Source organism: Cryobacterium arcticum (assembly GCF_003185895.1).
Lineage (GTDB): Bacteria > Actinomycetota > Actinomycetes > Actinomycetales > Microbacteriaceae > Cryobacterium > Cryobacterium arcticum.
This window is the reverse complement of sequence record NZ_QHLY01000013.1, coordinates 92,072-115,224: the sequence shown is the minus strand read 5'-3', so window position 1 is coordinate 115,224 and position 23,153 is coordinate 92,072. Positions and strand designations below refer to the sequence as shown.

The following is a 23,153-nucleotide window of genomic DNA, read 5'->3' as shown; positions in this document are numbered from 1 at the left end:
CGCGGCCGCCGGTCACTTGGAACCGCCGATCAGGGCGATGATCTCGGAGCGGGCGACGGGCAGGGCCAGTTCGCCGCGGCTAGCCATGGTGACGGTGGAGCTGTGCACCTGGCGCGGTCCCCTGGTGGTGACGCAGCCGTGGCTGGCGTCGAGCACCACCAGCACGCCGCGCGGCGCGAGGCCGGTTTGCAGCGCGTCGGCGATCTCCTCGGTGAGGCGTTCCTGCAGCTGCGGCCTGGCGGCGAGGGTCTCGACCACGGCGGCGAGCTTGCCGAGCCCGACCACGTGGTCGCCGGGCAGGTACGCCAGGTGGGCGGTGCCGAGGAAGGGCAGCAGGTGGTGTTCGCAGACGGAACGGAACTCGATGTCGCGCAGCAGCACGAGTTCACCGGTCCGGTCTCCGACCGGCACGGGGTCGCGCAGGTGGTCGAGCGGGTCCTGGGCGAGGCCGGCGAAGAACTCGGCATACGCCGCAGCGACCCGTTGCGGGGTCGAGCCCAGACCGGGCCGGGCCGGATCCTCGCCGATGGCGGCGAGGATCTCGGCGACGGCGGCTTCGATGCGAGGCTGGTCGACTGCCACAAGAACCGCTTACGCGGTTGCGGGGCGCGGGTTGCGTGCGGGCGCGCGCTTGGGCTTGTCCTCGGTCGCTCCGCCGCTGGTGACTCCACCATCCACGGCTCCGCCGTCGATCGGAGCCTTGGGGGCCGGCATGGCGATCGGCGGCAGATCGGAGACGGGCCGCTTGTCGCTAGAGAGCCACTGTGGGCGTGGCGGCAGCTTCTCGACGTTCGCGAAGATCTCGACCAGAGCGGTCTGGTCGAGGGTCTCGTGTTCGAGCAGTTTCGCAGCCAGGTCGTCCAGGATCGCGCGGTTGGCGGTGATCACGGAGTACGCCTCGTCATGGGCGTTCTCCAGCAGCTGGCGCACCTCGGTGTCCACGCGCTCGGCAAGCCGCTCGGAGTAGTCCCGCTGGTGGCCCATGTCGCGGCCGAACATCATCTCGCCCGAGGCCGAGCCGAGCTTGAGCGGACCGACGTCTGACGACATGCCGAACTCGGTGACCATCTTGCGAGCCGTCGCGGTGGCCTTCTCGATGTCGTTGGACGCACCGGTGGTGGGGTCGTGGAAGATGATCTCTTCCGCAACCCGGCCGCCCATAGCATAGGCCAGCTGGTCGAGCAGTTCGTTGCGCGAGACCGAGTAACGGTCCTCGAGCGGCATCACCATCGTGTAGCCGAGGGCGCGGCCGCGGGGCAGGATGGTGATCTTGGTGACCGGGTCGGTGTTGCGCATGGCCGTGGCCACCAGGGCGTGGCCGCCCTCGTGGTAGGCGGTGATGAGCTTCTCCTGGTCGCGCATCACCCGGGTGCGGCGCTGCGGGCCGGCCATGACCCGGTCGACAGCCTCATCGAGGGCGCGGTTGTCGATCAGCTGGGCGTTGGAGCGTGCGGTGAGCAGGGCGGCCTCGTTGAGCACGTTGGCCAGGTCGGCACCGGTGAAGCCCGGAGTCTTGCGGGCGAGCACTTCGAGGTCGACGCCGGCGGCCATCGGCTTTCCCTTGGAGTGCACCTCCAGGATGCGCTTGCGGCCGAGCATGTCGGGCGCGTCAACGCCGATCTGCCGGTCGAACCGGCCCGGGCGCAACAGCGCGGGGTCGAGGATATCGGGCCGGTTGGTGGCCGCGATCAGGATCACGTTGGTCTTGACGTCGAAGCCGTCCATCTCCACCAGGAGCTGGTTGAGGGTCTGCTCGCGCTCGTCGTGCCCGCCACCCATGCCGGCGCCGCGGTGACGGCCGACGGCGTCGATCTCGTCGACGAAGATGATGGCCGGGGAGTTCTCCTTGGCCTGCTGGAACAGGTCGCGCACGCGGCTGGCGCCGACTCCGACGAACATCTCGACGAAGTCAGAACCGGAAATGGAGTAGAACGGCACGCCGGCCTCGCCGGCGACGGCGCGGGCCAGGAGGGTCTTACCGGTTCCGGGAGGGCCGTACAGCAGCACGCCCTTCGGGATGCGAGCACCGACGGCCTGGAACTTGGCGGGCTCCTTGAGGAAGTCCTTGATCTCCTGCAGCTCCTCGATGGCCTCGTCGGCGCCGGCGACGTCGCTGAAGCTCACCTGCGGGGTCTCCTTGGAAACCAGCTTCGCCTTGGACTTACCGAACTGCATGACCTTGTTGCCGCCGCCCTGCATGCCGGAGAGCATCAGCCAGAAGAACGCACCGATCAAGAGCACGGGCAGCAGGATGCCGAGCAGCGACAGGAACCAGCTGGACTGCGGCACCTCGTCGGTGAAGCCATCCTTCGGGTCCGCGCTCGTCACCGCGTTGACGACCTCTTCACCGCGGGGAGCGACGTAATAGAACTGCACCTGCTCGCCGTAGGTCGAGTCCGCCTTGGTGAGGGTGAGGTCGACCCGCTGTTCGCCGTCGACGATCTTGGCCTCAGAGACCTTGCCGTCCTTCAGGAAATCCAACCCCTGCTGGGTGGAGATCTCGCGGAAGCCCGACATTGTGAGCAGGCTGGAGCCGATCCAGACAGCGATTACCGCAAGGAGAATCCAGAGGAGTGGCCCGCGCAGAAGTTTCTTGACGTTCATGGTGGTGACAGGCTACCGCTCTCGTACTGGGGGAACACCGAGTGTTCGCCCAAAGATGAACTGGGGTTGTCGAACGGATGGAACGGGGTGTCAGGCGTTGTTCTCGCCGGAGTACACGTGCGGAGCCAGCACGCCGACCGAACGCAGGTTGCGGTACTTCTCGGCGTAGTCGAGACCGTAGCCGACCACGAACTGGTTCGGAATGTCGAAGCCGAGGTATTTCACGTCGATCTCGACGCGGGCAGCGTCGGGCTTGCGCAGCAGCGCGCAGATCTCCAGCGACGCCGGACCACGGGACTTGAGGTTCGCCATCAGCCAGGAGAGGGTGAGGCCGGAGTCGATGATGTCCTCGACGATGAGCACGTGGCGCCCGTGCAAGTCGGTGTCGAGGTCCTTGAGGATGCGCACGACGCCGCTGGACTGCGTGCCGGAGCCGTATGAGGAGACGGCCATCCAGTCCATGGTGACCGGGTGCACGAGTTCACGGGCCAGGTCGGCCATCACCATGACCGCGCCCTTGAGCACGCCCACCAGCAGGAGGTCCTTGCCGGCGTAGTCGGCTTCGATCTGGCGTGACATCTCCGCCAGGCGAGAGCGGATCTCGGCTTCCTCGATCAGGATTTCAGTGAGGTCGCCGTCAATGTCACGAGGTTCCATGGGAGAGGAAGAGTCCTTTGCTGTGGGTGGGTCGAGGAGCTGAGAAAATGAGCGTTCCCCCCTGCCGTTCCACTCTAACGCCTGGCAGGTCCAGCGCATTCTGTCCGTGCCAGTCGATCACGAGCCGCGCAATCGCGACGGTATGGCTGCGTTCGAGCGACACTCCGAACTCCTCGGCCGCGACCAGCCGGATGATCCGGTGCAGCACCGCCGCCGGATTCGCGGCCAGGGCGGCTGCCGACAGTGCGGCACCGGATTCGGCCGGAACCCGCATCCCGTCGACGAGGCCGAGCACGATCGCGTCGAGAACCTCGGCGTCTTCGCGCAGGGTGTCTGCGGTGCGGGCGAGTGCCTGCGCGATGCCGGGGCCGAGCTCCCGTTCCAGCACCGGTAGCACCCGTTCACGGGCGCGCACCCTGGCGTAGCCGGGGTCGAAGTTCTGCGGATCCGACCAGGCGGTGAGGCCGGCGTCCAGGCAGGCCTGCCGGGTTTGGGCGCGGCGGATGCCCAGCAGCGGCCGCCGATAGAGCCCCGAGGTGCTGTTCATGCCCTGCAGGCTCGTCGCGCCGGAGCCGCGGGCCAGGCCCAGCAGCACGGTCTCGGCCTGGTCGTCGAGGGTGTGGCCGAGCAGGATCGCCGCGGCTCCGGTGGCGGCCGCGGCGTCGTCGAGGGCGCGGTAGCGCGCGGTGCGGGCGGCGGCCTCTGGGCCGTCGCCCTCGGCATCCGTCACCCGCACGGTCTCGATCAGCACCGGGTGCAGGCCCAGGGCCACGGCCTGGTCGGCTGCGGTGCGGGCGACGCCGGCCGACCCCGCCTGCAGGCCGTGGTCGACGATCACTGCCCCGGCGGTGAGTCCGGCCCGCGGCGCCTCGAACGCCGTCGCGGCCGCCAGCGCCAGCGAATCCGCACCGCCGCTCAGGGCCACGAGCACCAGGCCGTGATCGGGCAGCAGCCCCCGCACGGCACGGCGAAGGTCGGCGATGGCCGGCGACAGTCGCGGGCGGCGGGTGGACTCCATCCAGTAACGTTATCCGCAGACTTCGACATAAGGGAGATATCAGGCCATGGCCGAATACGACGCAGTCATTGAAATCCCACGCGGTAGCCGCAACAAGTATGAGGTGGACCACGAAACCGGTCGGGTCTACCTCGACCGGGTGCTGTACACGAGCTTCGTGTACCCCACCGACTACGGCTTCTTCGAGAACACCCTCGGGCTCGACGGCGACCCCGTCGACGTGCTCGTGCTGCTCGACTTCCCGCTCTTCCCCGGCGTCGGCGTGTCCGTGCGCCCCGTCGGCGTGTTCAACATGACCGACGACGGCGGCTCAGACGCCAAGGTCATCGCCGTTCCGGCGGGCGACCCGCGGTGGGACCACATCCAGGACGTCACCGACATCCCGGAGTACACCCGCAAGGAGATCGAGCACTTCTTCGAGCACTACAAGGACCTCGAGCCGAACAAGTGGGTCAAGACCGAGGGCTGGGGCGACGCCGCTGAGGCCGACCAGATCGTGCGTGACGGTCTGAAGAAGCTCGTCGACGAAGGTCACTGATCCACTGACCTCGTGAACTGAAGAAAGCCGCTTCCCCCGACGGGAGGCGGCTTTCTTCGTTGGTGCTGATGCTCAGGCGGGGGCGAACTACGAGGGCCGGCCCACGTAGGGCGCGACCTCGCCGGGCGACCAGATGCTGTGCACCCGTACCGGCTTACCGTAGTCGGCGGCCTCGAGAATCTGGCCGCCGCCGACGTAGATCGCCACGTGGTAGTAGTTGCCGGGGGAACCCCAGAAGACCAGGTCGCCCACCTGCACCTGGGAGAACGAGACCAGCTGGCCCTGGCCGGCCATGGTGTTGTACTGGTTGGTCGCCGAGTGCGTTCCAATGTAGATTCCGGCCGCGGCATACGCCGCCTTGGTCAGGCCGGAGCAGTCCCAGATATCCGGCCCTGAGCCGCCGAGTCCGTAGGCGTCGCCCAGCTGGGCACGGGCGAAAGAGAGGGCGGTGTCTACCGCGGAGGCATTGGGCGCTGCCGGGGCGGGATCTGCTGCCGGGGGCGGCGTCACGACGACCGGGGTGGAGCCACCCGAGGCCGGTGTACTGCCCGAATCGGTGGCGGGGGCGGCTGGAGCTGCGGGGGCCGCCGGCGCAGCCGGGGCGGCGGGCGCCGGAGCTGCGGGGGCGGCAGGGGCAGCGGGGGCCGAGTCCGCCGGCGGGTTGTTCTTCACGGCTTCAGCGGCGGCGGCCTGTGCCGCGGCGAACGCGGCAGCGGCCGCGGCAGCGTCGAGGCCGGTCTGGTACTCGCGTTCCACCTCTGCGGTGGTGTCCTTGAGCAGGGCGAGCTGCTCGTAGAGTTCAGCGGACTTCTTCAACTCGACATCAAGTGCGGCTTGGGCGCTCAGGGCCGCGGCGCTGGCCGTGTCGTACTTGTCCTTGGATTCCGCGCTCAGCCGCTTGCGTTCTGCGGTGGCAGAGGCAGCCTGTGCGATCAGCGATTCCGCGGTGTTCTTGTCTTGAACGGCCTGACGGTAGATGGTCTCCGACTGTTCGCTGAGCTTGCTGGCGGTGCCGAGCTGGCTGAGCAGGTCGTCGGCGGTGTTGCCGTTGAGGAACAGGTTCAGGGAGAGGTCCTGCGCGCCGGTCTTGGCCAGGTGCGCCGCGATCAGGCCGGCGCGCAGCTTGGAGGTTTCCGCGGCCTTCTGCGCGACGGCGGACTGCTTGTCGAGGCTTTCTTCCCGTGCCGTGGCGGCGTCGAGGTCGTCCTGGGCGATCCGGTACGCCTCTGCCGACATCTGCGAGGAGCGCGAAGCGGCGGCGGAGGATTCCTGCAGGCTGTCGAGCAGCCCGGTCAGGTTCTCGATTTCCTTGGCCTTGGTGGCTTCGCTCTCCTTGGCCTTGGCGACCTCGTCCCAGCTGGGGAAATCCTCGTCGGCGAAGGCGGGAACAGCAACGCCGGCCCCTGCCGCGGCGGAGCCGATCATCGCGGCAGACAACAGTGCGGCCGAGGTACGCCGTGAACGGCGCGTTGGTGTGCTGTTAGCCAAGGGGAGCTCCTCTGTCGGACATGAACGGTACGGCGTTGATGCGGTTTCCGCCGGTGCGCACCTCGAAGTGCAGGTGGCAGCCGGTGGAGGCGCCGGTGGTACCGGAGCTGGCGATGTTCTGGCCCACATCCACGCGCTGGCCGACGGAGACGAAGATGCCGCCGTCACGGATGTGCGCGTAACCCGTCTCAACACCGTTGCCGTGGCTGATCAGGATGAAGTTGCCGTAGGTGCCGTAACGGCCGGCGTAGGTCACCGTGCCGGTGGCGGCCGCGTAGATGGGTGCGCTGCAGCCGGTGCCGATATCGGTGCCGTAGTGGAACCCGCCACTGCATCCGCCGCTGCCGCAGAGCACGGACCGTGCGCCGTAACCGTCGGTGATGCGCCCGCCGGCAGGCACTGCCCAGCCCTGGCCGCCGATCGACCCGCCGCTGAGGCCGGCGCCGGCGGTGCCGGTCGCTCCGCCTCCGGAAGACTGGTTCGATGCCGACGCAGCTGCTGCCGCGGCTCGCTCTGCGGCGACCCGCTGGCGCTCGACCTCGGCCAGCCGCGCCCGCTCGACAACGCCTGCCTGGTACGCGGCCGCCGTGGTTGCCTCCGCATCCTGCATGAACTGCAGCTGGGCCTCGAGAACCACACTCTGCGCTTCGGACTCGGCCAGCGCGGCCGCGGCGGCTTCGGCCGCTTCCTGTGCCGCGGCCAGCGCGGCTTCCGCAGCCACCCGCAGGGTTTCGCGCTCCGTCTTGGCGATGGCGGCCTGGTCGCCGAGCGACTGGGCGGTGTTGTTGGCCGTCTGGGCCTGGTCGTAGACGTCGGTGCTGCGTTCGACGAGCTTGCTCATGCTGCCGAGCTTGGACAGTAATTCGTCGGCACCCTCGCCGCTGGCCTGACCGTCGATGAAGAGGTTGACACTGAGGTCGGTGCCGCCGGTGCGGTAGAGCTGGGCGGCGAGCTGGCCGGCCTGGCGAGTGGCCGCGTCCGCCTCGGTCTTGCTGGTGTCGGCCTGGGTCTGCAGGTCGGTGGCCCGCCGGCTGGCGTCGTCGAACTTCTCCTGTGCCACCTGCAGCTCGGTGCCGCGGGCCTCAGCTTCGGACTGGGTGCGCTCGACCTCGGTTTGCAGACCGGCGATGGCGTTCTGGATCTGGGTGACCTGGTCGGCCGCGGCCGCGGTGTTGGACTTCGCAGCCTGGAGGTCTTCCCAACTGGGGTAGTCGATGGCCATCGCCGGGCTGATCGGGCTCGCCAGCGTGACTGCGAGGGTGATCGCGGCGGCGAAGCCGGTCACGCCCATCACCTTCGAGCGGACTGTCGACGTGCTGTCGGGGGTGCGTTGACGCGAAGGCCGCATCCGGTGCAGGCCAGCGCGCAGGCCGCGGCTGATCACGGTTGCCGTGCTCTTCATAACTCCCCGATCGGGCTTGCGTCAGTCACATTCGTCACTGTGGTAACTCTCGTCACAATAACAAATCCGAATGTGTGGCTTGGGTGGCGCTAAAAAACCTAACCCGGGCACGGCGAAAAACGCCGACCATTCGTGGGCGCGGTGAGATGCGACACGCCGAAAGGCCGCTCGGCCGAGAATGGATTTCGGCCCGGAAACACGCGGATCTCAGGCCGTTTGGGCACCGATGACGTCCGGCGCCGTGCGGCCGATTTGAACTCAGGCGCTTTCTCACCTTATAGTTATGCGTCGGAAGTCATCAGGCCTCCGGGAGTTCGGCCCCATCGTTTAGCGGCCTAGGACGGCGCCCTTTCACGGCGTTAACACGGGTTCGAATCCCGTTGGGGCTACGCAATACTGTAGGTTGTACTCGGCACGAAAAGTAAGACAGCAAGACAGCAACACAAGAACGAAAGTCTCATCATGAGGCCCTGTAGCGCAGTTGGTTAGCGCGCCGCCCTGTCACGGCGGAGGTCGCCGGTTCAAGTCCGGTCAGGGTCGCCAAGGCGACAAGCCCTTTCGAAAGAAGGGGCTTTTCTCCTTACAGAGGGCAACTCACTCAGCTGCCTTCTGGCCCTGTAGCTCAGTTGGTAGAGCGTTCGACTGAAAATCGAAAGGTCACCGGATCGACGCCGGTCGGGGCCACTTGGCCATCTGCGGGCTTCTACCGCAGGTGGCCATTTTTTGTGCCCGCGAACCGTGAGCTAAGCACCGAAAACGAGCCACATCTGGTGCTTTTCTCACAGTTCGCGGATGTATGCGACCATTTGGGCATGAAGCGCTCCGCATCCGCACATCTCGAGCTGGAGGCCCTCGGGCCCGCCGAGCTGGTCCTGTCCGTCACCGTGGCCGCGGATGCGAGCGCGACAGAGCTGCTGACCATCCTGCAGAACGGCGTGCAGCTTCCCTACCGGGAGACCCTCGACCAGCACGGTACCCGGCTGCAGCTGATCTCGGTGCAGGCCGGCCGGATCGACATCGACTACACGGTGGAGGTCACCGGAGAGTCCGCAGCCCCCGAGGTGAGCGACATCGACATCGTGCGTTACCTCCGGCCGAGCCGGTACTGCGAGTCCGATCATCTCTGGGCGACGGCCCAGGCCGAATTCCGCGGCCTCACCGGCACCGAGCTGCTCGATGGGATCACCTCCTGGGTGGGCTGGCACCTCAGCTATGTGCCCGGGGCCAGCCTGCCCACCGACGGCGCCGTGCGCACCCTGCTCGCCCGGCAAGGCGTGTGCCGGGACTATGCCCACCTCGTCATCGCGTTCCTCCGCGCTCACGACGTTCCGGCCCGGCTGGTGTCGGTCTACGCGCCCGGCCTGTCCCCGATGGACTTCCACGCCGTCGCCGAGGCGTACCTCGACGGCGCCTGGCAGGTGGTGGATGCGACCGGGCTCGCGCCGCGCCAGTCGCTGATGCGCATCGCGACCGGGCGGGATGCAGCCGACACCGCGTTCTTGTCCTCGGCTGGAGCTGCCGTGCTGCTGAATGTGCTCACCGTCACGGCGGTCGCCGATGTGCTGCCCCGGGATGATGTGAGCCAACTCGCCCGACTGCGCTAGGCCGGCAGCTCCCGGCGCCGGTCACGGCCACAGCACGGCCGGCGACCAGGCGTGTTCGATGAGCAGGACCGGCGCCTGGGTCCCGTTCGCCGCGACCGACCAGACGTCGCTGTCTCCCGCCGCATCCGTCCTGGGCAGGCCATAGAGCACGGTGGAGTCGTCCAGCCACTCCAGCTGATCATCGACGCTGCGCTGCTCCGGCAACACCGTCTGGCGACCGGTGGCGAGCTCGAGCACGGCGATCGACCACTGCCCCGGCGGTGTTCCCTCGATCCGGGTCTTGTAAGCCACTGTGGTGCCGTCCGGCGACAGCGACGGGCACTCGGCGTTCTCCCGGATCGCGACCAGAGTGCGCGTTTTCAGGTCTCCACGCACCAGCCAGGTTCGCCCGGCTGACGCCCCGGTGGCATAGAACGTGTCACCGGCGGCGAACGTGACACCCCAGAAGTTACGGTCGGCACTGGTCACGGGTTGCCCGCCCACCGAGAATGCGAAGTCCTCGAGGTTGACTGCCTCCGCGGGCGCCGCTCCCGGCAACGCGACGATTGTGGTGGCGATTGAGAAACCGACGGTGGCGTACGACTCCCCCGTGATGAACGCGCTGAACGCAACCAACGCCCCATCCCCCGAAAACCGGGTGCGACTCGGCACGCCGGGCAGAGGCCAGGATTGCTGGGGGCGCCACTGACCGTCGTACAGGGTGGCGGTGAAGGTCGTCACCACTCCCCTGTCGATGCTCAGACAGAGCCGGGCCGATCCCGTGGAATCGATCCGGTCACAGGCCACCGGCGCCAGGGTGCGGACGCCGGCCGGATCGCCGAGCGGAACGCTCGCCACCTGGCCGTAGCCGGCCCCCTGTGCGGTGTTGCGGAAAACGATCGTGGCACCGTCCCCAGCGCCGACCTCGGCTCCGGGCTCCGCCGCGATGGTGTCGACCTCGCTGGGGGCAGCCTGCCTGGCGCGGTAGCCCAGGTATTCGGTGGCGGCGTACGCCGCCACCGCCACGAGGATGGCCGCGGCGCAGACCGCGACGATGGCTCGCCGGTTCACCGGTGACCCGGCGAGCTCCGGGTGCGCAGCAGGAACGCCGCCACCGGAAGCATCAGGAGCAGCGCCGCGGCGAAGCCGAGCAGCGCCACCGTTGAGCCGACCGAATACCAGAGCACACCGAAAACAGTGGACGCCAGGAACCGGGCCAGGGCGACAACCGTCTGGGCACCGGCAAGGCCCGTCGCCGTGGATCCCGCCGGGGCGAACTGGGCCGCCAGAGCGGCGAGCACGCCGTCGGTTGCGGCATAGAAGACCCCGAGCAGCACGAGGCAGACAAGCGTCGGCAGTAGCGTTCCGATCGGAACTGCCGCGCACAGGTAGGCCGCCACGAGGGCGGCGTGCCCGGCCACGAACACCCGCGCCCGCCCCCACCGGTCGGCCAGACGCCCGAGCGGAATCGCCAAGGCCAGGAACACCACATTCGTGCCGACGTAGAGCAGCGGGAACCAGGTCGCAGCGAAATCAGTCCTGGCCTGAAGCGCCAGGTAGACGAACCCGTCGCCGACCGTGAACAGGCCGCAGAGCCCGGCGACCACGAGCACTCGCCGCAGCCCCGGATCGGCAAGCGCCCGCCAGCTGAAGGCCGGTCGCACGGGGGTCGTACCGACGGCGGGCGGCACAGCGGCGCCAGTCCTGCCCGGCACAAGAAGGCCGAGTACGACGAGGCCGAGTAGCGCACACCCCAGCGAGAGCACAAAAACCGTGGTGAACCCGGTCGGCAGCACGAGGAGGATCAGGAACGCCAACAACGGTCCGACCGCGGCCCCGACGGTGTCGAGCATTCGATGGACACCGAAGGACCGGCCGAGGTTCTCCGGCACGGATGCCGCTGTGATCATGGCATCCCGCGGCGCCGTGCGGAGACCCTTGCCCAGCCTGTCGACCGTGACGATGGCGACGATGGCGCTGAAACCCGTGGCCAGCAGGAACCCGATCCTGGCGAGGGCGGAAATGCCGTACCCGAAAACCGCCACCCACTTGGGTCGCTCGGTGCGATCGGCGGCCCAGCCGCCGAAGATGCGCACTATCGCGCTGACCCCCTGGTAGAGCCCGTCGATCACGCCGTACGCGATCGGCGACAGCCCGATGACCGTGGTGAGGTAGAGCGGCAGGATCGCTGCGACGGATTCCGAGGAGATGTCGGTGAGGAGGCTGACCACACCCAGTGTCACGACCACAGAAGACACCCGGGTGGCGCCGGCACCGCGTCGGCGCGGGGACCCACCGCGGTCCGCGAAGGAGATGTACATGCTCGCCTGCCCTCAGGCCCCGCCGCGACGGCCGGGCGGGCGGTCAGACGGCGACAAGGGTGGCCAGGATCGAGTAGTCGCAACCCCCGGCTGTCGGGGTCAGCGTCACCGTGACGCTTTCGGCACCCCGGGAGTACGCCCAGGCTGTCGACCCGCCGACGGCCGGAGCCTGGGTGGGATGCAGGGCCAGTGCTGCGAAGATCCCGTCGAAGTAGTCCTGCACTGCCTCGACGGTGTTGGTGCTGGTGGCCGAGAATGCGGCCTGCACATTGGCACCCTCCGAGGCCACCATCGACGCCGCCACCGTGGACGAAGGCGCTGGGGTGAGGAACGTGGGGAATCCGTCGACGAGTGCGCCCTCTGCCGTTGCAGTGTCCGGCGCCGGCGCTTGCAGCAAGGGGGGAATCGGATCGGACGGCGGCAGCGCGGGCACGCCGGGGTCGGACTCGACCGGCGGGAGCACTTCGGCCCCGGCATCCGGACCTGCCGCGGCGTCACCGGTTGGCGGTTCCGCCGTCACGGCGTCGCCGTCTCTGGGGTCTGGCGTTGCGGCGGGATCCTCGCCGGCTCGGGGCGTTTCCGTGGGGCCGGAATCGGCTGGTACCGGTGTCTCGGTCGCGACGGCTTCCGTCGACACCGGTCCGCCGGCCACATCATGGCCGCCGACGGGCCAGAAGGCGGCGCCGACAATACCGACGGCCGCAGCGCCCAGTAGCACCACGCCGACAAGCAGCCCGCGGCGGCGAGTGGATGCGCTCAACGGCAGACCCCCTCTCGATCGACTCGGCGGCGTCGCTGCAGACAGTAGCCGGGTCGCTCCGGCCCTGCGACCCTCGTTCGCGGGGTATCGGGGCGCAAAACTGCCGACCGGGGCGGCATTACTCGCCCCCGAACGGGTCACAGCGGCCCCCTACCCAACCGAGTATGTTCTGGTGGTACCAAGCTGAGAGATCGTCAGTTAGTGGCACCTTCCCCGTCCGGAAGCAACACGGTTTCCGGGTGGCGGACCACCCGACGCAACCTGTACACCCGAACTGCAGGGAATCACCGTGACTGTACCTCTAACCCCCAACACCCTCCTCCAAGCGAGCATCGGCACGTCCGTGCGCACCACCCGACCAGACCGGGCCCGGGCGCGCTGATGGAGATCGCAACCTCAGCCGACATCGACCCCACGGCCGTGATCGGCCCCGGCAGTGCCATCTGGCACCTCGGCCAGGTACGTGAATACGCCCTGCTCGGGCCCGGTTGCATCGTCGGTCGCGGCGCCTATATCGGCCCTGGCGTCATTCTGGGCAAGAACTGCAAAGTGCAGAACTACGCGCTCATCTACGAACCCGCCCTCCTGGAGGACGGAGTGTTCGTCGGCCCCGCCGCCGTTTTCACCAACGACCAGTTCCCGCGAGCGATCAACGTGGACGGCTCGAGGAAGTCGGCCCACGATTGGGTGCTGGTGGGTGTCACCGTGCGCACGGGTGCGTCAGTCGGAGCCCGTGCGGTCTGCGTCGCCCCGGTGACAATCGGGCGGTGGGCCATGGTGGCGGCCGGGGCCGTTGTCACCAGGGACGTGCCGGATTTCGCCCTGGTGCGCGGTGTTCCCGCTCGACAGGTGGGCTGGGTGGGTCGCAGCGGTATGCCGCTCCGGCGAGAGAGTGCCGCAGAGTTCAGTTGCCCGGTGACCGGCGAGCGTTACCTCGAACACGACGGGCAGCTGACACTCCAATGACCATCCCCTCCCCCGCATCCGCAGCGCACCAGGCCCTGCCCGACCCGGGCGGCGCCACCCCGCCCCCCACGAAACCCGCCGCGCACGCCGACGCCCCGGGCGGCCGTCCTCCGCAGGTGGACGCCCTGGTGGAGCTCGCCGTGCGCGGACTGTCCGCATCGTTCATTGCCGGCGGCAGATTCGCCCAGACCATGCGCGCAGTGCGCGGGCCGCAACGGATCGAATTGGTCAGAGAAGGCCAGAGCCTGCGCTACGCCGCCATCGTCGCCCTGGGCCTGGCCAGACTGGGCAGCGCCGACCAGAACAGGGTGCTCGGTCCTCTCGGCCTACCGGGGCTGGTCGGCGCGGTGTCTGCGGAAGCCAGGCACGATGCCGACCCCGGTGCTGTTGCCCTCGCGGCGTGGGCCGCCGCCGAAGCCGGCGGCGCACCGGACAACGGCTTGCTTGAGCGCCTCGAGAGACTGCTCACCGGCGCGCATCCGCTGCCGACGGTCGATGTCGCGTGGATGCTCACCGCGGCAGTCGCGGGCCAGTCGGGTGGGCAGCCGGGCAGCCGGCTGGCCGGACGCATCGCGCAGTTGGCCCGCGACCGCCTCCTGGCCGCACAGGGGCCGACCGGGATCTTTCCGCACGCCCTGCCGGCCAGGTCGCTGGGGCGCTGGCGAGCTCACATCGGCTGTTTCGCCGACCAGGTGTACCCGATCCAGGCTCTCGCCCGACTGGCCGGACTCACCGACGACTCGGTCGCTCTGACGGCCGCGAACGTGGCCGCGCGTCGCATCTGCACCCTGCAAGGACCCGCCGGCCAGTGGTGGTGGCACTATGACGCACGCCTGGGCACCGTCGTCGAGGGCTACCCGGTGTACAGCGTGCACCAGCACGCGATGGCCCCCATGGCGCTGGGTGACCTGGCTGCGGCCGGAGGCGACGACCATGGTGACGCCATCCGATTGGGGCTGCACTGGCTGGAGCGCCACCCGGAGGTGCTCGACGATCTCGTTTCCCCCCATTGGGCGCAGGTCTGGCGCAAGGTCGGCCGCCGGGAGCCCGCGAAGGCCGCGCGAAAGCTCTCCGCGGTGACGACCTCGATCCGCCCGGACTGGCACCTGCCCGGCATGGACGCAATGCTGCCGGCCAACCGGATCGACCACGAGTGCCGCCCCTACGAACTCGGCTGGCTCGTCTACGCCTGGGGCCCAGGACAGACGAACGCTCCGGCCCCAGAAACCGGCGACTGACCATGCCGCACAAGTACACCGCCGACCATCAGGGACGCTCAGGGGGCACTCGGCAGCCCCTGTTCGGGCTGGAAATCGACGCACTGACGATGACAGAGGTGCTCGAACGTGCCCACCACGGCACCGAGGAGCACATGCGGTTCCTGATCGGAGTGGTCAACGCCGCCAAGATCGTGCAGATGAGGCGGGATGCAGAGCTTCGCGGTTCCCTGCTCGAGGCCGACGTATTGCTGGCCGACGGCCAGTCGGTGATCTGGGCCAGCCGCATTCTCGGCCGCCCCCTGCCGGAGCGGATCGCGGGGATCGATCTCTTCGAACGGCTCCTCGAATCGGCGAACGAGGAACAACGCTCGGTGTATTTCCTCGGCGCCAGGCCTGAGGTGCTCGTACAGTTGCTGAACCGGGTGCGAGAGAACTACCCCCGGCTCGTCATCGCCGGCAGCCGGGACGGGTACTTCAGCGACGATGAAGCCGCAAGCGTCGCCGCCGACATCGCCGACAGCCACGCCGACATGCTTTTCCTCGGCATCAGCTCCCCCAAGAAGGAGAATTTCCTGGCCAGGTTCGGGCCGGAGCTCGACGTGCCACTCCTGCACGGCGTCGGCGGGTCCTTCGACGTCCTGGCCGGGGTCACCCGCCGCGCGCCGGACGCCTGGCAGCGGCTGGGCTTCGAGTGGGCGTATCGCCTGCTGCAGGAGCCGGGCCGGCTCTGGAACCGGTATTTGTTCACGAACACCGCATTCATCGCACTCACCGTGCGGGAGCGTATCCACCCGACGACGACCTACAGCGTCGACGGGCCGAAATCCGGCACACGAACAGAGACGGACGGCCCAGCAGATGGATAACACGTTCACCGGGAAGGTCGCAATCCTCGGCCTCGGCTACATCGGCCTGCCCACCGCTGTGGCTCTCGCCACTCGCGGCATCGAGGTCGCCGGCGTTGACATCAACGAGGCCATCGTTGAGGCGGTCTCGCTAGGTCGGGTGCCATTCGTCGAACCCGACCTCGCGATCGCCGTGAGCGGTGCCGTCAGCATCGGCCGGCTCACGGCCAGCACTGTGGTGCCGCAGGCGGATGCCTTCATCATCGCCGTGCCGACACCGTTCCTCGATGACCACTCCGCCGATCTGTCCTATATCCGGGCCGCGGTCGACCAGATCGCTCCGAACCTCACCCCGGGCAATCTGGTGGTGCTCGAATCCACCTCGCCGCCCGGCACCACGGATCAGGTCAGCCGTTGGCTTGCCGCGCTCCGGCCCGACCTGCGATTCCCGCACGAAGCCGACGGTCTGAGCGACATCTGCGTTGCGCACTGCCCTGAGCGGGTGCTGCCCGGGCGAATCATGATCGAGATGATCACCAACGATCGCGTGATCGGTGGAATCACCCGCCGGTGCGCCGACCAGGCCGCCGCCCTCTACCGGGTCTTCGCCCAGGGCCAGATCCTCACAACGGATGCCGACAGCGCCGAGATGGCAAAGCTGGTCGAGAACGCCTACCGCGACGTCAACATCGCGTTCGCCAACGAACTCTCGCTGATCAGCGAGCGGCTGCGGCTCGATGTCTGGGAGATCATCCGGCTCGCCAACCACCATCCCCGGGTGAACATCCTGAGCCCTGGTCCCGGCGTCGGCGGGCATTGCATCGCGGTCGATCCGTGGTTCATCGTGGGAGCGGCTCCCGACCTCGCCCACCTCATTCGCACCGCTCGCGAGGTCAACGATTCCAAGCCGCTGCACGTGGCACAGCAGGTCGGCGACAAGGCCTCCAGGTTCCGGGAACCGACGGTCGCCTGCCTCGGCCTGTCGTTCAAAGCGAATGTCGACGACATGCGGGAGAGCCCGGCGGTGGATGTCGTCGTAGCCATCGCCGACGCCCACCCCGACCTCGACATCCGGGTGGTGGAGCCGTTCACCCAGGACCTCCCCGGCGATCTGGCCGGGAGACCGAACGTTCGACTGCAGGGCCTCTCTGCGGCCATCGACGACGCCGATATCGTCGTGCTCCTGGTGGACCACGACCAGTTCACGAGCATCCCGAAGACACGGCTCGAGGGCCGGGTGGTTTTCGACACCCGGGGCGCCTGGCGCTAGGCCCTCACATCGTCCACCGTTACCGCCGCGAATTCCTCCGGGCGCTCGGCGGTGCCGAAGAAGTGTTCGATGGCACCGACGACCCTGCCGGCCGCGTGACCGTCACCGTACGGGTTGACGGCTCGCGCCATGATCTCGTACGCGACCGGGTCGGTCATCAGCTCGGTGGCGGCGGCCACGATCCGGTTCTCGTCTGTTCCGACCAGGCGCACCGTGTTGGCGGTGACGGCCTCCGGCCGCTCCGTGGTGTCCCGCAGCACCAGGACTGGTTTTCCCAGGCTGGGAGCCTCCTCCTGGATCCCTCCGCTGTCGGTGAGCACGAGGCAGGACACGCCGAGCACGTAGGCGAGGTCGGTGTAGTCCAACGGGTCGGTGACCAGGACATTGGGAACCCCGACCAGGGCGGGCAACAGGGCACTGCGCACGGTCGGGTTCAGGTGGGCCGGCAGCACGAACAACACACCGGGGAAGGCGTGGGCCAGCCGCGCGACGGCGGTGGAGATGCGCACCATCGGCGCGCCCCAGTTCTCCCGGCGATGGCTCGTCACGAGCACAACCCGTTCGAAGGAACGCACCGGCAGGAGGGCGGGGTTGAGCGGAGTGATGTGGCGCGAGGTGACGTCCAGGAGAGCATCGATCACAGTGTTCCCGGTCACGTGGATACTCTGCGGCCGTACTCCTTCTGCCAGCAGGTTCGCGCGGGACGTCGGGGTGGGCGCCAAGTGGAGCGAAGCGAGGGCTGTCGTGAGGCGCCGGTTGATCTCCTCGGGGAACGGATCGTAGCGGTTCCCGGTTCTCAGGCCCGCCTCGACGTGGGCGACCGGGATGCGCGCATAGAAGGCGGCGAGCGCAGCGGAGAACACGGTGCTGGTGTCACCCTGCACGACCACGAGGTCCGGGCTGAGGTCGTCGAGGATCGGGCCGAGCCCTTCAACCACTTGAGCAGTGATCCCGGCCAGATTCGGTCGGCCCTGGAGCAGGTCGAGATCATATTGCGGTCGGATCCCGAAAAGAGTGTTCACCTGATCGAGCATCGATCGATGTTGCCCGGTCACGACCACGACGGGTTCGAGGGTGCTCGAGCGGTCCAGGGCGTGCAGCACCGGGGCCAGTTTGATGGCTTCCGGCCTCGTTCCATAGACCACGAGAATCCTGCGCATCGAGACCCCAATGCTTCATCCTTCGGGAGCACAATCCCAGATGAGACGATGCTGGCTGCTGTGTGGCACGGTTCGTTCTCAGATGGGCGGCTAGCCCTGCCGGCGCGGAAAACCACATCACCTGCACCGCCCGAATCGGTGCGTCGACGACGCGACACGCGTTCCAACAAGAACACGATAATTCCTCAGTACCGGTCGAAGATATCCCCCATTCTGGGTGTTGATTTTTCCTCACAGGCACCTGTCGAGAATGGTTCAGGCTTCTGCGCAGGTTTGGATTCGGCCGATTCACAATGTAAGGATGGGGTTTCCGGCGGCGCACTTGGGGGGCTCTACCGCCACTCTCTTGGAACTTTGAATCCCTACATTCTCTGGGTCCTTTTTTCGACAGTACTTGGAGACGCACCATGAAATACCACTTGTCCCATACCCGGCCGCGTTCGGCCATCACCAGAGCGGCGTTCGTCGCTGCAACCGCCCTCGCTCTCGTCGTCGGCTCCGCAACCGCTCCCGCACTGGCACTACCGGTCGCCGCAGCGACCGCGAGCACCACGAGCACGCTGTGGGGCACCAGTGCTCCGAAGGGCGCCGTCGTCGACAGCGACCGCGACAGCGTTGAACTGGGCACCACCTTCACCGCCAAGTCCTCGGGCCAGGTCCAGGGCGTTCGCTACTGGAAGACCGCAGAGAACACCGGCACCCACACCGGTACCCTGTGGACCTCCGGCGGTACCAAACTCGCCACTGCCACCTTCACCTCTGAGTCGGCCAGCGGCTGGCAGACCGTGAAGTTCGCCAAGCCCGTCTCCGTGACCGCCGGCAAGCGTTACGTCGCCTCGTACCACGCTCCGAACGGTCGATACGCGGCCACGACCAACCTCACCGTGCCGGCGTCGAGCTCATCGCACCTGTCCGTGGCCAACGGCAGCGGAACGTACAAGTACGGCGCCTCCACCGCCTTCCCCGCCGACAGCTGGAAGTCCTCCGGCTACTGGGTCGACGTGGTCTTCGCCCCCACTGCCACCACCGCTCCCCCGGCCGCGCCGGCGCCGGCGCCGTCACCGGCACCGACCGCGACGCCGGCCCCGGCTCCTCAGCCGACCAGCACCCCGAAGCCGACTCCGACCACGGCGCCGACCCCGGCGCCGAGCCCGGCCGGATCGTTCGCCGGCGCGAACAACACCGGGCCCGCCGCGGCCGGATTCACTCCGACCCAGAAGTACACCGGGCCCATGACCATCACCACCGATGGCACCGTGATCAAGAACCAGGTCATCCCGGCCGGCCTCCGCATCGAGGCCAACGACGTCACCATCCAGGGCAACGACATCGCCGGCCCCACCGCGATTTCCTACGACCAGGCCGCCATCCATGTCGAGGGTGACCGGGTCAAGATCCTGGACAACAACATCCGTGGCCTCTCGGCGACGGACTGGACGAAGGCCCCGGTTTCCGCGGCCAAGCTGGTCGGTGATTCGGTCAGCTTCGAACGGAACAACGTGTCCTGGATCGCCGGAGACGGACTGAGCCTCTACGGCGCGGACGCCAAGATCGTCGGCAACTGGATCCACGACTTCGTCGACCGCGCCGACGTGCACTACGACGCCCTGCACTACCCGGTGAACAGCATCAGTTCCGCCGGCCTGATCCGGGACAACACCGTGGAACTCTGGGTCAACGGCGGCATGACGGCATCGCTGTCCTTCCCTGACGAAGCCGGTCGAATCGTGGTAGACCACAATGTGATCGCCGGTGGCAACTACGCCCTCATGGGCGGCGGCGGCGGCATCACCTTCACGAACAACCTGTTCTGGACCAAGTTCTCCGATCGCGTGGGAGTGTACGGTCCGTACGCGCACCTCGGCACGATTGGAGTCGTCAATTGGAGCAACAACGCGTACACCGCGGACGGCAAGACCAAGGGGGCGAACCTCGCCTACTAGCTGATCGGGCTCGCCGCCAGGTCCCGACCCCCGCGCCCGCTCGCTTGTGATGCGGGCGCGGGGCACAACGCCCATCGGGGGCGCGCAGTCCGGCGTGACCGTCGCGACGACCACCGAACAGGTCGAAGCGCTGCGCCCACTGTGGCAGTCGATGTCCGTGTCGAATCTCGACGCGGACATCGACTATTTCCTCGCTGTTGTCGCCCATCTTCCGGGCGTCATCGCTCCCCACGTTCTCTCGGTGGAACGTCCCGGACGGCCGGCGATGATCATCGTCGCCCGGCTCGAACGACATGTCTTCCCGGTCACCGTCGGATACACCGAACTCCTGCGCCCGCACCTGAAGACCGTCGTCGTCTCCTTCGATGGCATCCTGGGGGCGCAGTCGGAGGACGACCTTGCCGCCGCCGTACTCGCCCTACGTTCGACGCTGCGGAGCGGCCGTGCCGATGCCGTGATCCTGCAAAAGGTCGGCCTTCAGTCTGCGCTGCACCGCGCCGCCGTAGCAGGGTCCGCTCGCGTCACTCGAATCGGCGGGATCGCCGCGACTCGCCGCTGGCTCGTCACACTGCCGGATACCCTCGACCTTTTGCTGGAAGGGCGCTCCGTCAAGGCACGCAAGAAAGCGCACTACGAGAGCCGGCGGCTACGCCGGACGTACGACAGCGTCGAGGTCATCCGGCTGGACCGGGTGGAGCTGGAGCGGGTGCTCGGCGAGATCGAGGCCGTCGCCCGGACCACTTATCAGCGCGCCCTCGGCGTCGGCGCCAGCGAGTCCGCGCTCGGCCGCGCGCTAACCACGCTGTCCTTCGAACGGGGCTGGTTGCGGGTCTGGATGCTGCATATCGATGGTTCTCCTGCGGCGTTCTGGTGGGGAAACCAGCACGGGGACACTTTCTCCGTCGACACCCCCGGCTTCGACCCACGCTATACAAAGGACGGGGTCGGCACCTTTGTGTTGCACGCCATGCTCGACGAGCTCTGCCAGGACCCAACCGTCGCCGTCGTCGACTTCGGGCACGGTTACGCAGAGTACAAGGAACGCTACGCGAGCCAGAGCGTCGAACAGCGCGACGTGATCGTGCTGGCTGCCCGCGTCCGTCCCTTGCTCACCGGGCAGTTCGTCGCCCTGTTGGCCACGGTCAACCGGATGGCCTATCGTCTCCTGCGGAACCGCTCATTCGCGACCCGGCTCAGGCGAACCTGGCGAGCCCGGCTCACGGAGCGCCGGGGCGCAGACTGATCCGAGCCGCCACGAGGACCGCCAGCATGCGCTCACCCGCCGCCGCCCAAGTCTTTCCGGCGGACCCCGCGATGGCGTTCGTGCGCAGGGCCGCCAGGAGGGCCGCGTCGGTGGACACCCGTCGGATCTGATCGGCGAGTGCCGCCACATCTCCTGGGCCGTGCAGCAGTCCCTCCACACCGTCCGTGACCAGCGCACCGGATGCCGTCGACACCAGGGGAACGCAGCCGCAGGCCTGTGCCTCGTAGGTGACCAGGGCGCTGCCTTCCTCCAACGACGGCAACAACAGCACGTCGGCACTTCGCAACAGGGCCGCGGTGTCATTCACAAAGCCCAGCACCCGCACACTGGGGTGCACGAGCAAGGGGCGCAGCGTTTCCCGGTACCCCGGCGCGAAACTCCCGGCGACCAGCAGCGTGCCGGACGTGGCAGCGCCAGAGCTGTGCCAAGCCTCGAGGGCGTAGTGCAGGCCTTTCCGCGGTTCGGCTGAGCCCAGGAAGACCGCGGTGAATGCGCGCTCGGCTCTGTCGAGTCGGCCAGCGGGGGTGAACCTCAGCGGGTCGAACCCGTACTGGTGGCGGGCGAGGTTCGTGTCCGGCACCCCGGCGGTGAGGAACGACTGCCGGACATGTTCGGAAGGCACCAAGATCAGGTCAGCCGCCGCATACTCTTCGAGCTCCCTGCCCAGTCGTCGCGGATTCGGTCGGTGCGACGCCGAGCCATCCATTGTCAGCCCCAACCGGCGAGACTCCGCACCGGCGATCGCGTACGCAGCCGCCGTGTGCGAGTTCGGTGCCTCCCTGGTGCCGAGCACACCGCGCGCACGCGCTGCCCGTAGGGTGGCGAGAGCCCCGAGCGGCCAAGTATGCACGACGTCGTAGGCGCCGGAGGCCAGCATCGCCCGCGCCCGCCGGTCGTGATAGCGGAAGGCCGCGTCGGCGCTGCCGAACACTCGGTGGGGCAGTCGATGCCCCCGAACGGTCAGCGTGCGCGCGGCGGTGAATGCACCCACCGACGCGTCGACTGCGGTACAGACGACCGTGACATCGGCGCCTGCCGCCCGCAGGCCACTCACCTGGTTGAGCGCTGTCATGCCGATTCCGGGGGCGCCCAGGGTGTGCGGAAAACTGTAGAGGATACGCAACGGCACCGCCGGCCGGCCGGGGATCATGATGTTGGACCGGCTACCAGGCTGGTGCGCCCGAGCAGGGCCAATGCGGCTGCCCGCCTGGTCGGGTCGGCCGCGCGCAGAGCCACTCCGACAAAAACACCGGCGCGGAAGAGTAGCGTGCTGGCCCCGCTGTGCCGTGACCGATACAGCTTCACGCGGTTGCGTACGAGCAGCGAATAGAGCGCACGAGACTGGTGCGAATCGCCCTCGAAGTGCACGGCCTCCGCCGCTGGCGTGAAGCGAAGCGGGAAGCCTGCGTCCCTGGCGCGTAGGGCGAAGTCGGTCTCTTCCGAGTAGAGGAAGAAGGACTCGTCCCACCGGCCCACCGCACTGCAACAGGCGCGTGAAATCAGCATCGCCGCCCCGGTGGCCCAGTCGGGTTCGGCAATGCCGTCATACAAGACCCGGCGCGTCTCCATCTCGCCGAGCCTGGGGTATCTCCCGGCCAGGCGGCCGCCGAGAAGCGCTTCCCCCCAGGCCCGCAACACGCTCGGCTCCCGGCGCATCGACAGACGGAGCGAACCGTCGGCGTCCCGGAGGCGTGGCACCACGATGCCCGCCCCTGAGGCCCGCGCTTCGTGCAGCAGGTTCCGGATCGTGCTCGGTTCCAACCGGATGTCCGGATTCAGGAGCAGCACGTAGTCGCTCTCGGCGGCAACCGCGATGCCGGCATTCATTCCGGCCGCATAGCCGGCGTTTCTGCCGGTGTCGACCAAGGTGGTGGGGATCCCGTTCAGATCGGGGATTGCCTCCCGGAACCTGCCGAGGGTGCCGTCGGTGGAGGCGTTGTCCACCACCACGAGCCGCAGCGGGCCGTCCACCTGGGACTGCCGGAGCGAGTCGGCAAAGCCGTCCACGTGACCGTGACTGTTGAATGTGACGACGATCACAGCGACGGCCACCGGCGTTTTCTGCGCCATTCCCCGCCACCTGCCAATCTCTGCTGTATCGGCTCCGGGCCGTT

Annotated in this window: 20 protein-coding genes and 3 tRNA genes; 11 read left to right on the top strand and 12 right to left on the bottom strand. The window is 68.1% G+C overall.

The window, feature by feature from the left end; all coding sequences use genetic code 11:
- Positions 1-12 precede the first annotated feature (12 nt).
- The 4 genes from folE to tilS all read right to left on the bottom strand — a co-directional run bounded on the left by folE (position 13) and on the right by tilS (position 4,279).
- Complete coding sequence (folE, locus tag CTB96_RS19945; protein ID WP_110128733.1) at positions 13-582, bottom strand: GTP cyclohydrolase I FolE; 570 nt, start codon at positions 580-582, stop codon at positions 13-15.
- Between the two features lie 9 nt (positions 583-591).
- Complete coding sequence (gene ftsH / locus CTB96_RS19940; RefSeq protein ID WP_110128731.1) at positions 592-2,604, bottom strand: ATP-dependent zinc metalloprotease FtsH; 2,013 nt, start codon at positions 2,602-2,604, stop codon at positions 592-594.
- A gap of 90 nt (positions 2,605-2,694) precedes the next feature.
- On the bottom strand, positions 2,695-3,261 hold the full coding sequence (gene hpt, locus CTB96_RS19935; RefSeq protein WP_110128729.1) for a hypoxanthine phosphoribosyltransferase: 567 nt from the start codon (positions 3,259-3,261) through the stop codon (positions 2,695-2,697).
- Positions 3,248-4,279, bottom strand: coding sequence for a tRNA lysidine(34) synthetase TilS (gene tilS, locus CTB96_RS19930; protein ID WP_110128728.1), 1,032 nt, complete (start codon positions 4,277-4,279; stop codon positions 3,248-3,250). The genes hpt and tilS overlap by 14 nt, the downstream gene beginning before the upstream one ends.
- Positions 4,280-4,325: 46 nt before the next feature.
- Between tilS and CTB96_RS19925 the strand changes: the two genes are divergently transcribed.
- Entirely contained in the window at positions 4,326-4,817 is a 492-nt protein-coding gene (locus CTB96_RS19925; RefSeq protein WP_110128726.1) for an inorganic diphosphatase, read from the top strand.
- Between the two features lie 87 nt (positions 4,818-4,904).
- Here the strand turns inward: CTB96_RS19925 and CTB96_RS19920 are convergent, their stop codons facing one another.
- Both CTB96_RS19920 and CTB96_RS19915 read right to left on the bottom strand, forming a co-directional pair.
- The gene (locus CTB96_RS19920; RefSeq protein WP_248283511.1) at positions 4,905-6,305 is read right to left on the bottom strand and encodes a C40 family peptidase; all 1,401 of its coding nucleotides are present in this window, start codon (positions 6,303-6,305) and stop codon (positions 4,905-4,907) included.
- Positions 6,298-7,707 carry a M23 family metallopeptidase gene (locus tag CTB96_RS19915; protein ID WP_110128722.1) on the bottom strand — a complete coding sequence of 470 codons (1,410 nt, stop codon included), beginning with the start codon at positions 7,705-7,707 and terminating at the stop codon, positions 6,298-6,300. Before CTB96_RS19915 ends, CTB96_RS19920 begins: the two co-directional genes overlap by 8 nt.
- A 316-nt stretch (positions 7,708-8,023) precedes the next feature.
- Here CTB96_RS19915 and CTB96_RS19910 point away from each other — a divergent pair.
- The 4 genes from CTB96_RS19910 (at position 8,024) to CTB96_RS19895 (ending at position 9,311) form a co-directional block, all read left to right on the top strand.
- Positions 8,024-8,096 (top strand) — tRNA-Glu (locus CTB96_RS19910).
- A 77-nt stretch (positions 8,097-8,173) separates the two neighbouring features.
- Positions 8,174-8,250 (top strand) — tRNA-Asp (locus tag CTB96_RS19905).
- A 68-nt stretch (positions 8,251-8,318) separates the two neighbouring features.
- Positions 8,319-8,391 (top strand) — tRNA-Phe (locus tag CTB96_RS19900).
- A 128-nt stretch (positions 8,392-8,519) separates the two neighbouring features.
- Positions 8,520-9,311: a transglutaminase-like domain-containing protein gene (locus tag CTB96_RS19895; RefSeq protein WP_110128720.1), complete on the top strand. Its 792-nt coding sequence runs from the start codon at positions 8,520-8,522 to the stop codon at positions 9,309-9,311.
- 21 nt (positions 9,312-9,332) lie between these two features.
- Here the strand turns inward: CTB96_RS19895 and CTB96_RS19890 are convergent, their stop codons facing one another.
- The 3 genes from CTB96_RS19890 to CTB96_RS19880 are packed head-to-tail and all read right to left on the bottom strand — an operon-like array spanning position 9,333 to position 12,371.
- Entirely contained in the window at positions 9,333-10,361 is a 1,029-nt protein-coding gene (locus CTB96_RS19890) for a TolB-like translocation protein (RefSeq protein WP_248283510.1), read from the bottom strand.
- Positions 10,358-11,611 (bottom strand): MFS transporter, encoded by a 1,254-nt coding sequence (locus CTB96_RS19885; RefSeq protein WP_110128718.1) that lies wholly within the window; start codon positions 11,609-11,611, stop codon positions 10,358-10,360. Before CTB96_RS19885 ends, CTB96_RS19890 begins: the two co-directional genes overlap by 4 nt.
- A gap of 43 nt (positions 11,612-11,654) precedes the next feature.
- The gene (locus CTB96_RS19880; RefSeq protein ID WP_110128716.1) at positions 11,655-12,371 is read right to left on the bottom strand and encodes a hypothetical protein; all 717 of its coding nucleotides are present in this window, start codon (positions 12,369-12,371) and stop codon (positions 11,655-11,657) included.
- Positions 12,372-12,752: 381 nt separating this feature from the next.
- Here CTB96_RS19880 and CTB96_RS19875 point away from each other — a divergent pair, with 381 nt between their 5' ends.
- The 4 genes from CTB96_RS19875 to wecC are packed head-to-tail and all read left to right on the top strand — an operon-like array spanning position 12,753 to position 16,672.
- The gene (locus CTB96_RS19875; protein ID WP_110128714.1) at positions 12,753-13,337 is read left to right on the top strand and encodes an acyltransferase; all 585 of its coding nucleotides are present in this window, start codon (positions 12,753-12,755) and stop codon (positions 13,335-13,337) included.
- Entirely contained in the window at positions 13,334-14,575 is a 1,242-nt protein-coding gene (locus tag CTB96_RS19870; protein WP_110128713.1) for a hypothetical protein, read from the top strand. Before CTB96_RS19875 ends, CTB96_RS19870 begins: the two co-directional genes overlap by 4 nt.
- A gap of 2 nt (positions 14,576-14,577) precedes the next feature.
- On the top strand, positions 14,578-15,423 hold the full coding sequence (locus tag CTB96_RS19865) for a WecB/TagA/CpsF family glycosyltransferase (RefSeq protein ID WP_110128711.1): 846 nt from the start codon (positions 14,578-14,580) through the stop codon (positions 15,421-15,423).
- Positions 15,416-16,672 (top strand): UDP-N-acetyl-D-mannosamine dehydrogenase, encoded by a 1,257-nt coding sequence (gene wecC, locus CTB96_RS19860; protein ID WP_110128710.1) that lies wholly within the window; start codon positions 15,416-15,418, stop codon positions 16,670-16,672. The genes CTB96_RS19865 and wecC overlap by 8 nt, the downstream gene beginning before the upstream one ends.
- Here wecC and wecB read toward each other — a convergent pair.
- Positions 16,669-17,832, bottom strand: a complete 1,164-nt coding sequence (wecB, locus tag CTB96_RS19855; protein ID WP_110128709.1) for a non-hydrolyzing UDP-N-acetylglucosamine 2-epimerase — start codon at positions 17,830-17,832, stop codon at positions 16,669-16,671. The two genes, wecC and wecB, sit on opposite strands and share 4 nt — an antisense overlap.
- A gap of 407 nt (positions 17,833-18,239) precedes the next feature.
- On the opposite strand from wecB, the gene CTB96_RS19850 reads away from it, so the two are divergent.
- Positions 18,240-19,775: a DUF4082 domain-containing protein gene (locus CTB96_RS19850; protein WP_110128707.1), complete on the top strand. Its 1,536-nt coding sequence runs from the start codon at positions 18,240-18,242 to the stop codon at positions 19,773-19,775.
- A gap of 94 nt (positions 19,776-19,869) precedes the next feature.
- Positions 19,870-21,018, top strand: a complete 1,149-nt coding sequence (locus CTB96_RS19845; protein WP_181397377.1) for a GNAT family N-acetyltransferase — start codon at positions 19,870-19,872, stop codon at positions 21,016-21,018.
- Here CTB96_RS19845 and CTB96_RS19840 read toward each other — a convergent pair.
- Positions 20,993-22,189 carry a glycosyltransferase family 4 protein gene (locus tag CTB96_RS19840; RefSeq protein ID WP_110128703.1) on the bottom strand — a complete coding sequence of 399 codons (1,197 nt, stop codon included), beginning with the start codon at positions 22,187-22,189 and terminating at the stop codon, positions 20,993-20,995. The two genes, CTB96_RS19845 and CTB96_RS19840, sit on opposite strands and share 26 nt — an antisense overlap.
- Positions 22,186-23,109, bottom strand: coding sequence for a glycosyltransferase family 2 protein (locus tag CTB96_RS19835; RefSeq protein ID WP_110128702.1), 924 nt, complete (start codon positions 23,107-23,109; stop codon positions 22,186-22,188). The genes CTB96_RS19840 and CTB96_RS19835 overlap by 4 nt, the downstream gene beginning before the upstream one ends.
- Between the last annotated feature and the right edge of the window lie 44 nt (positions 23,110-23,153).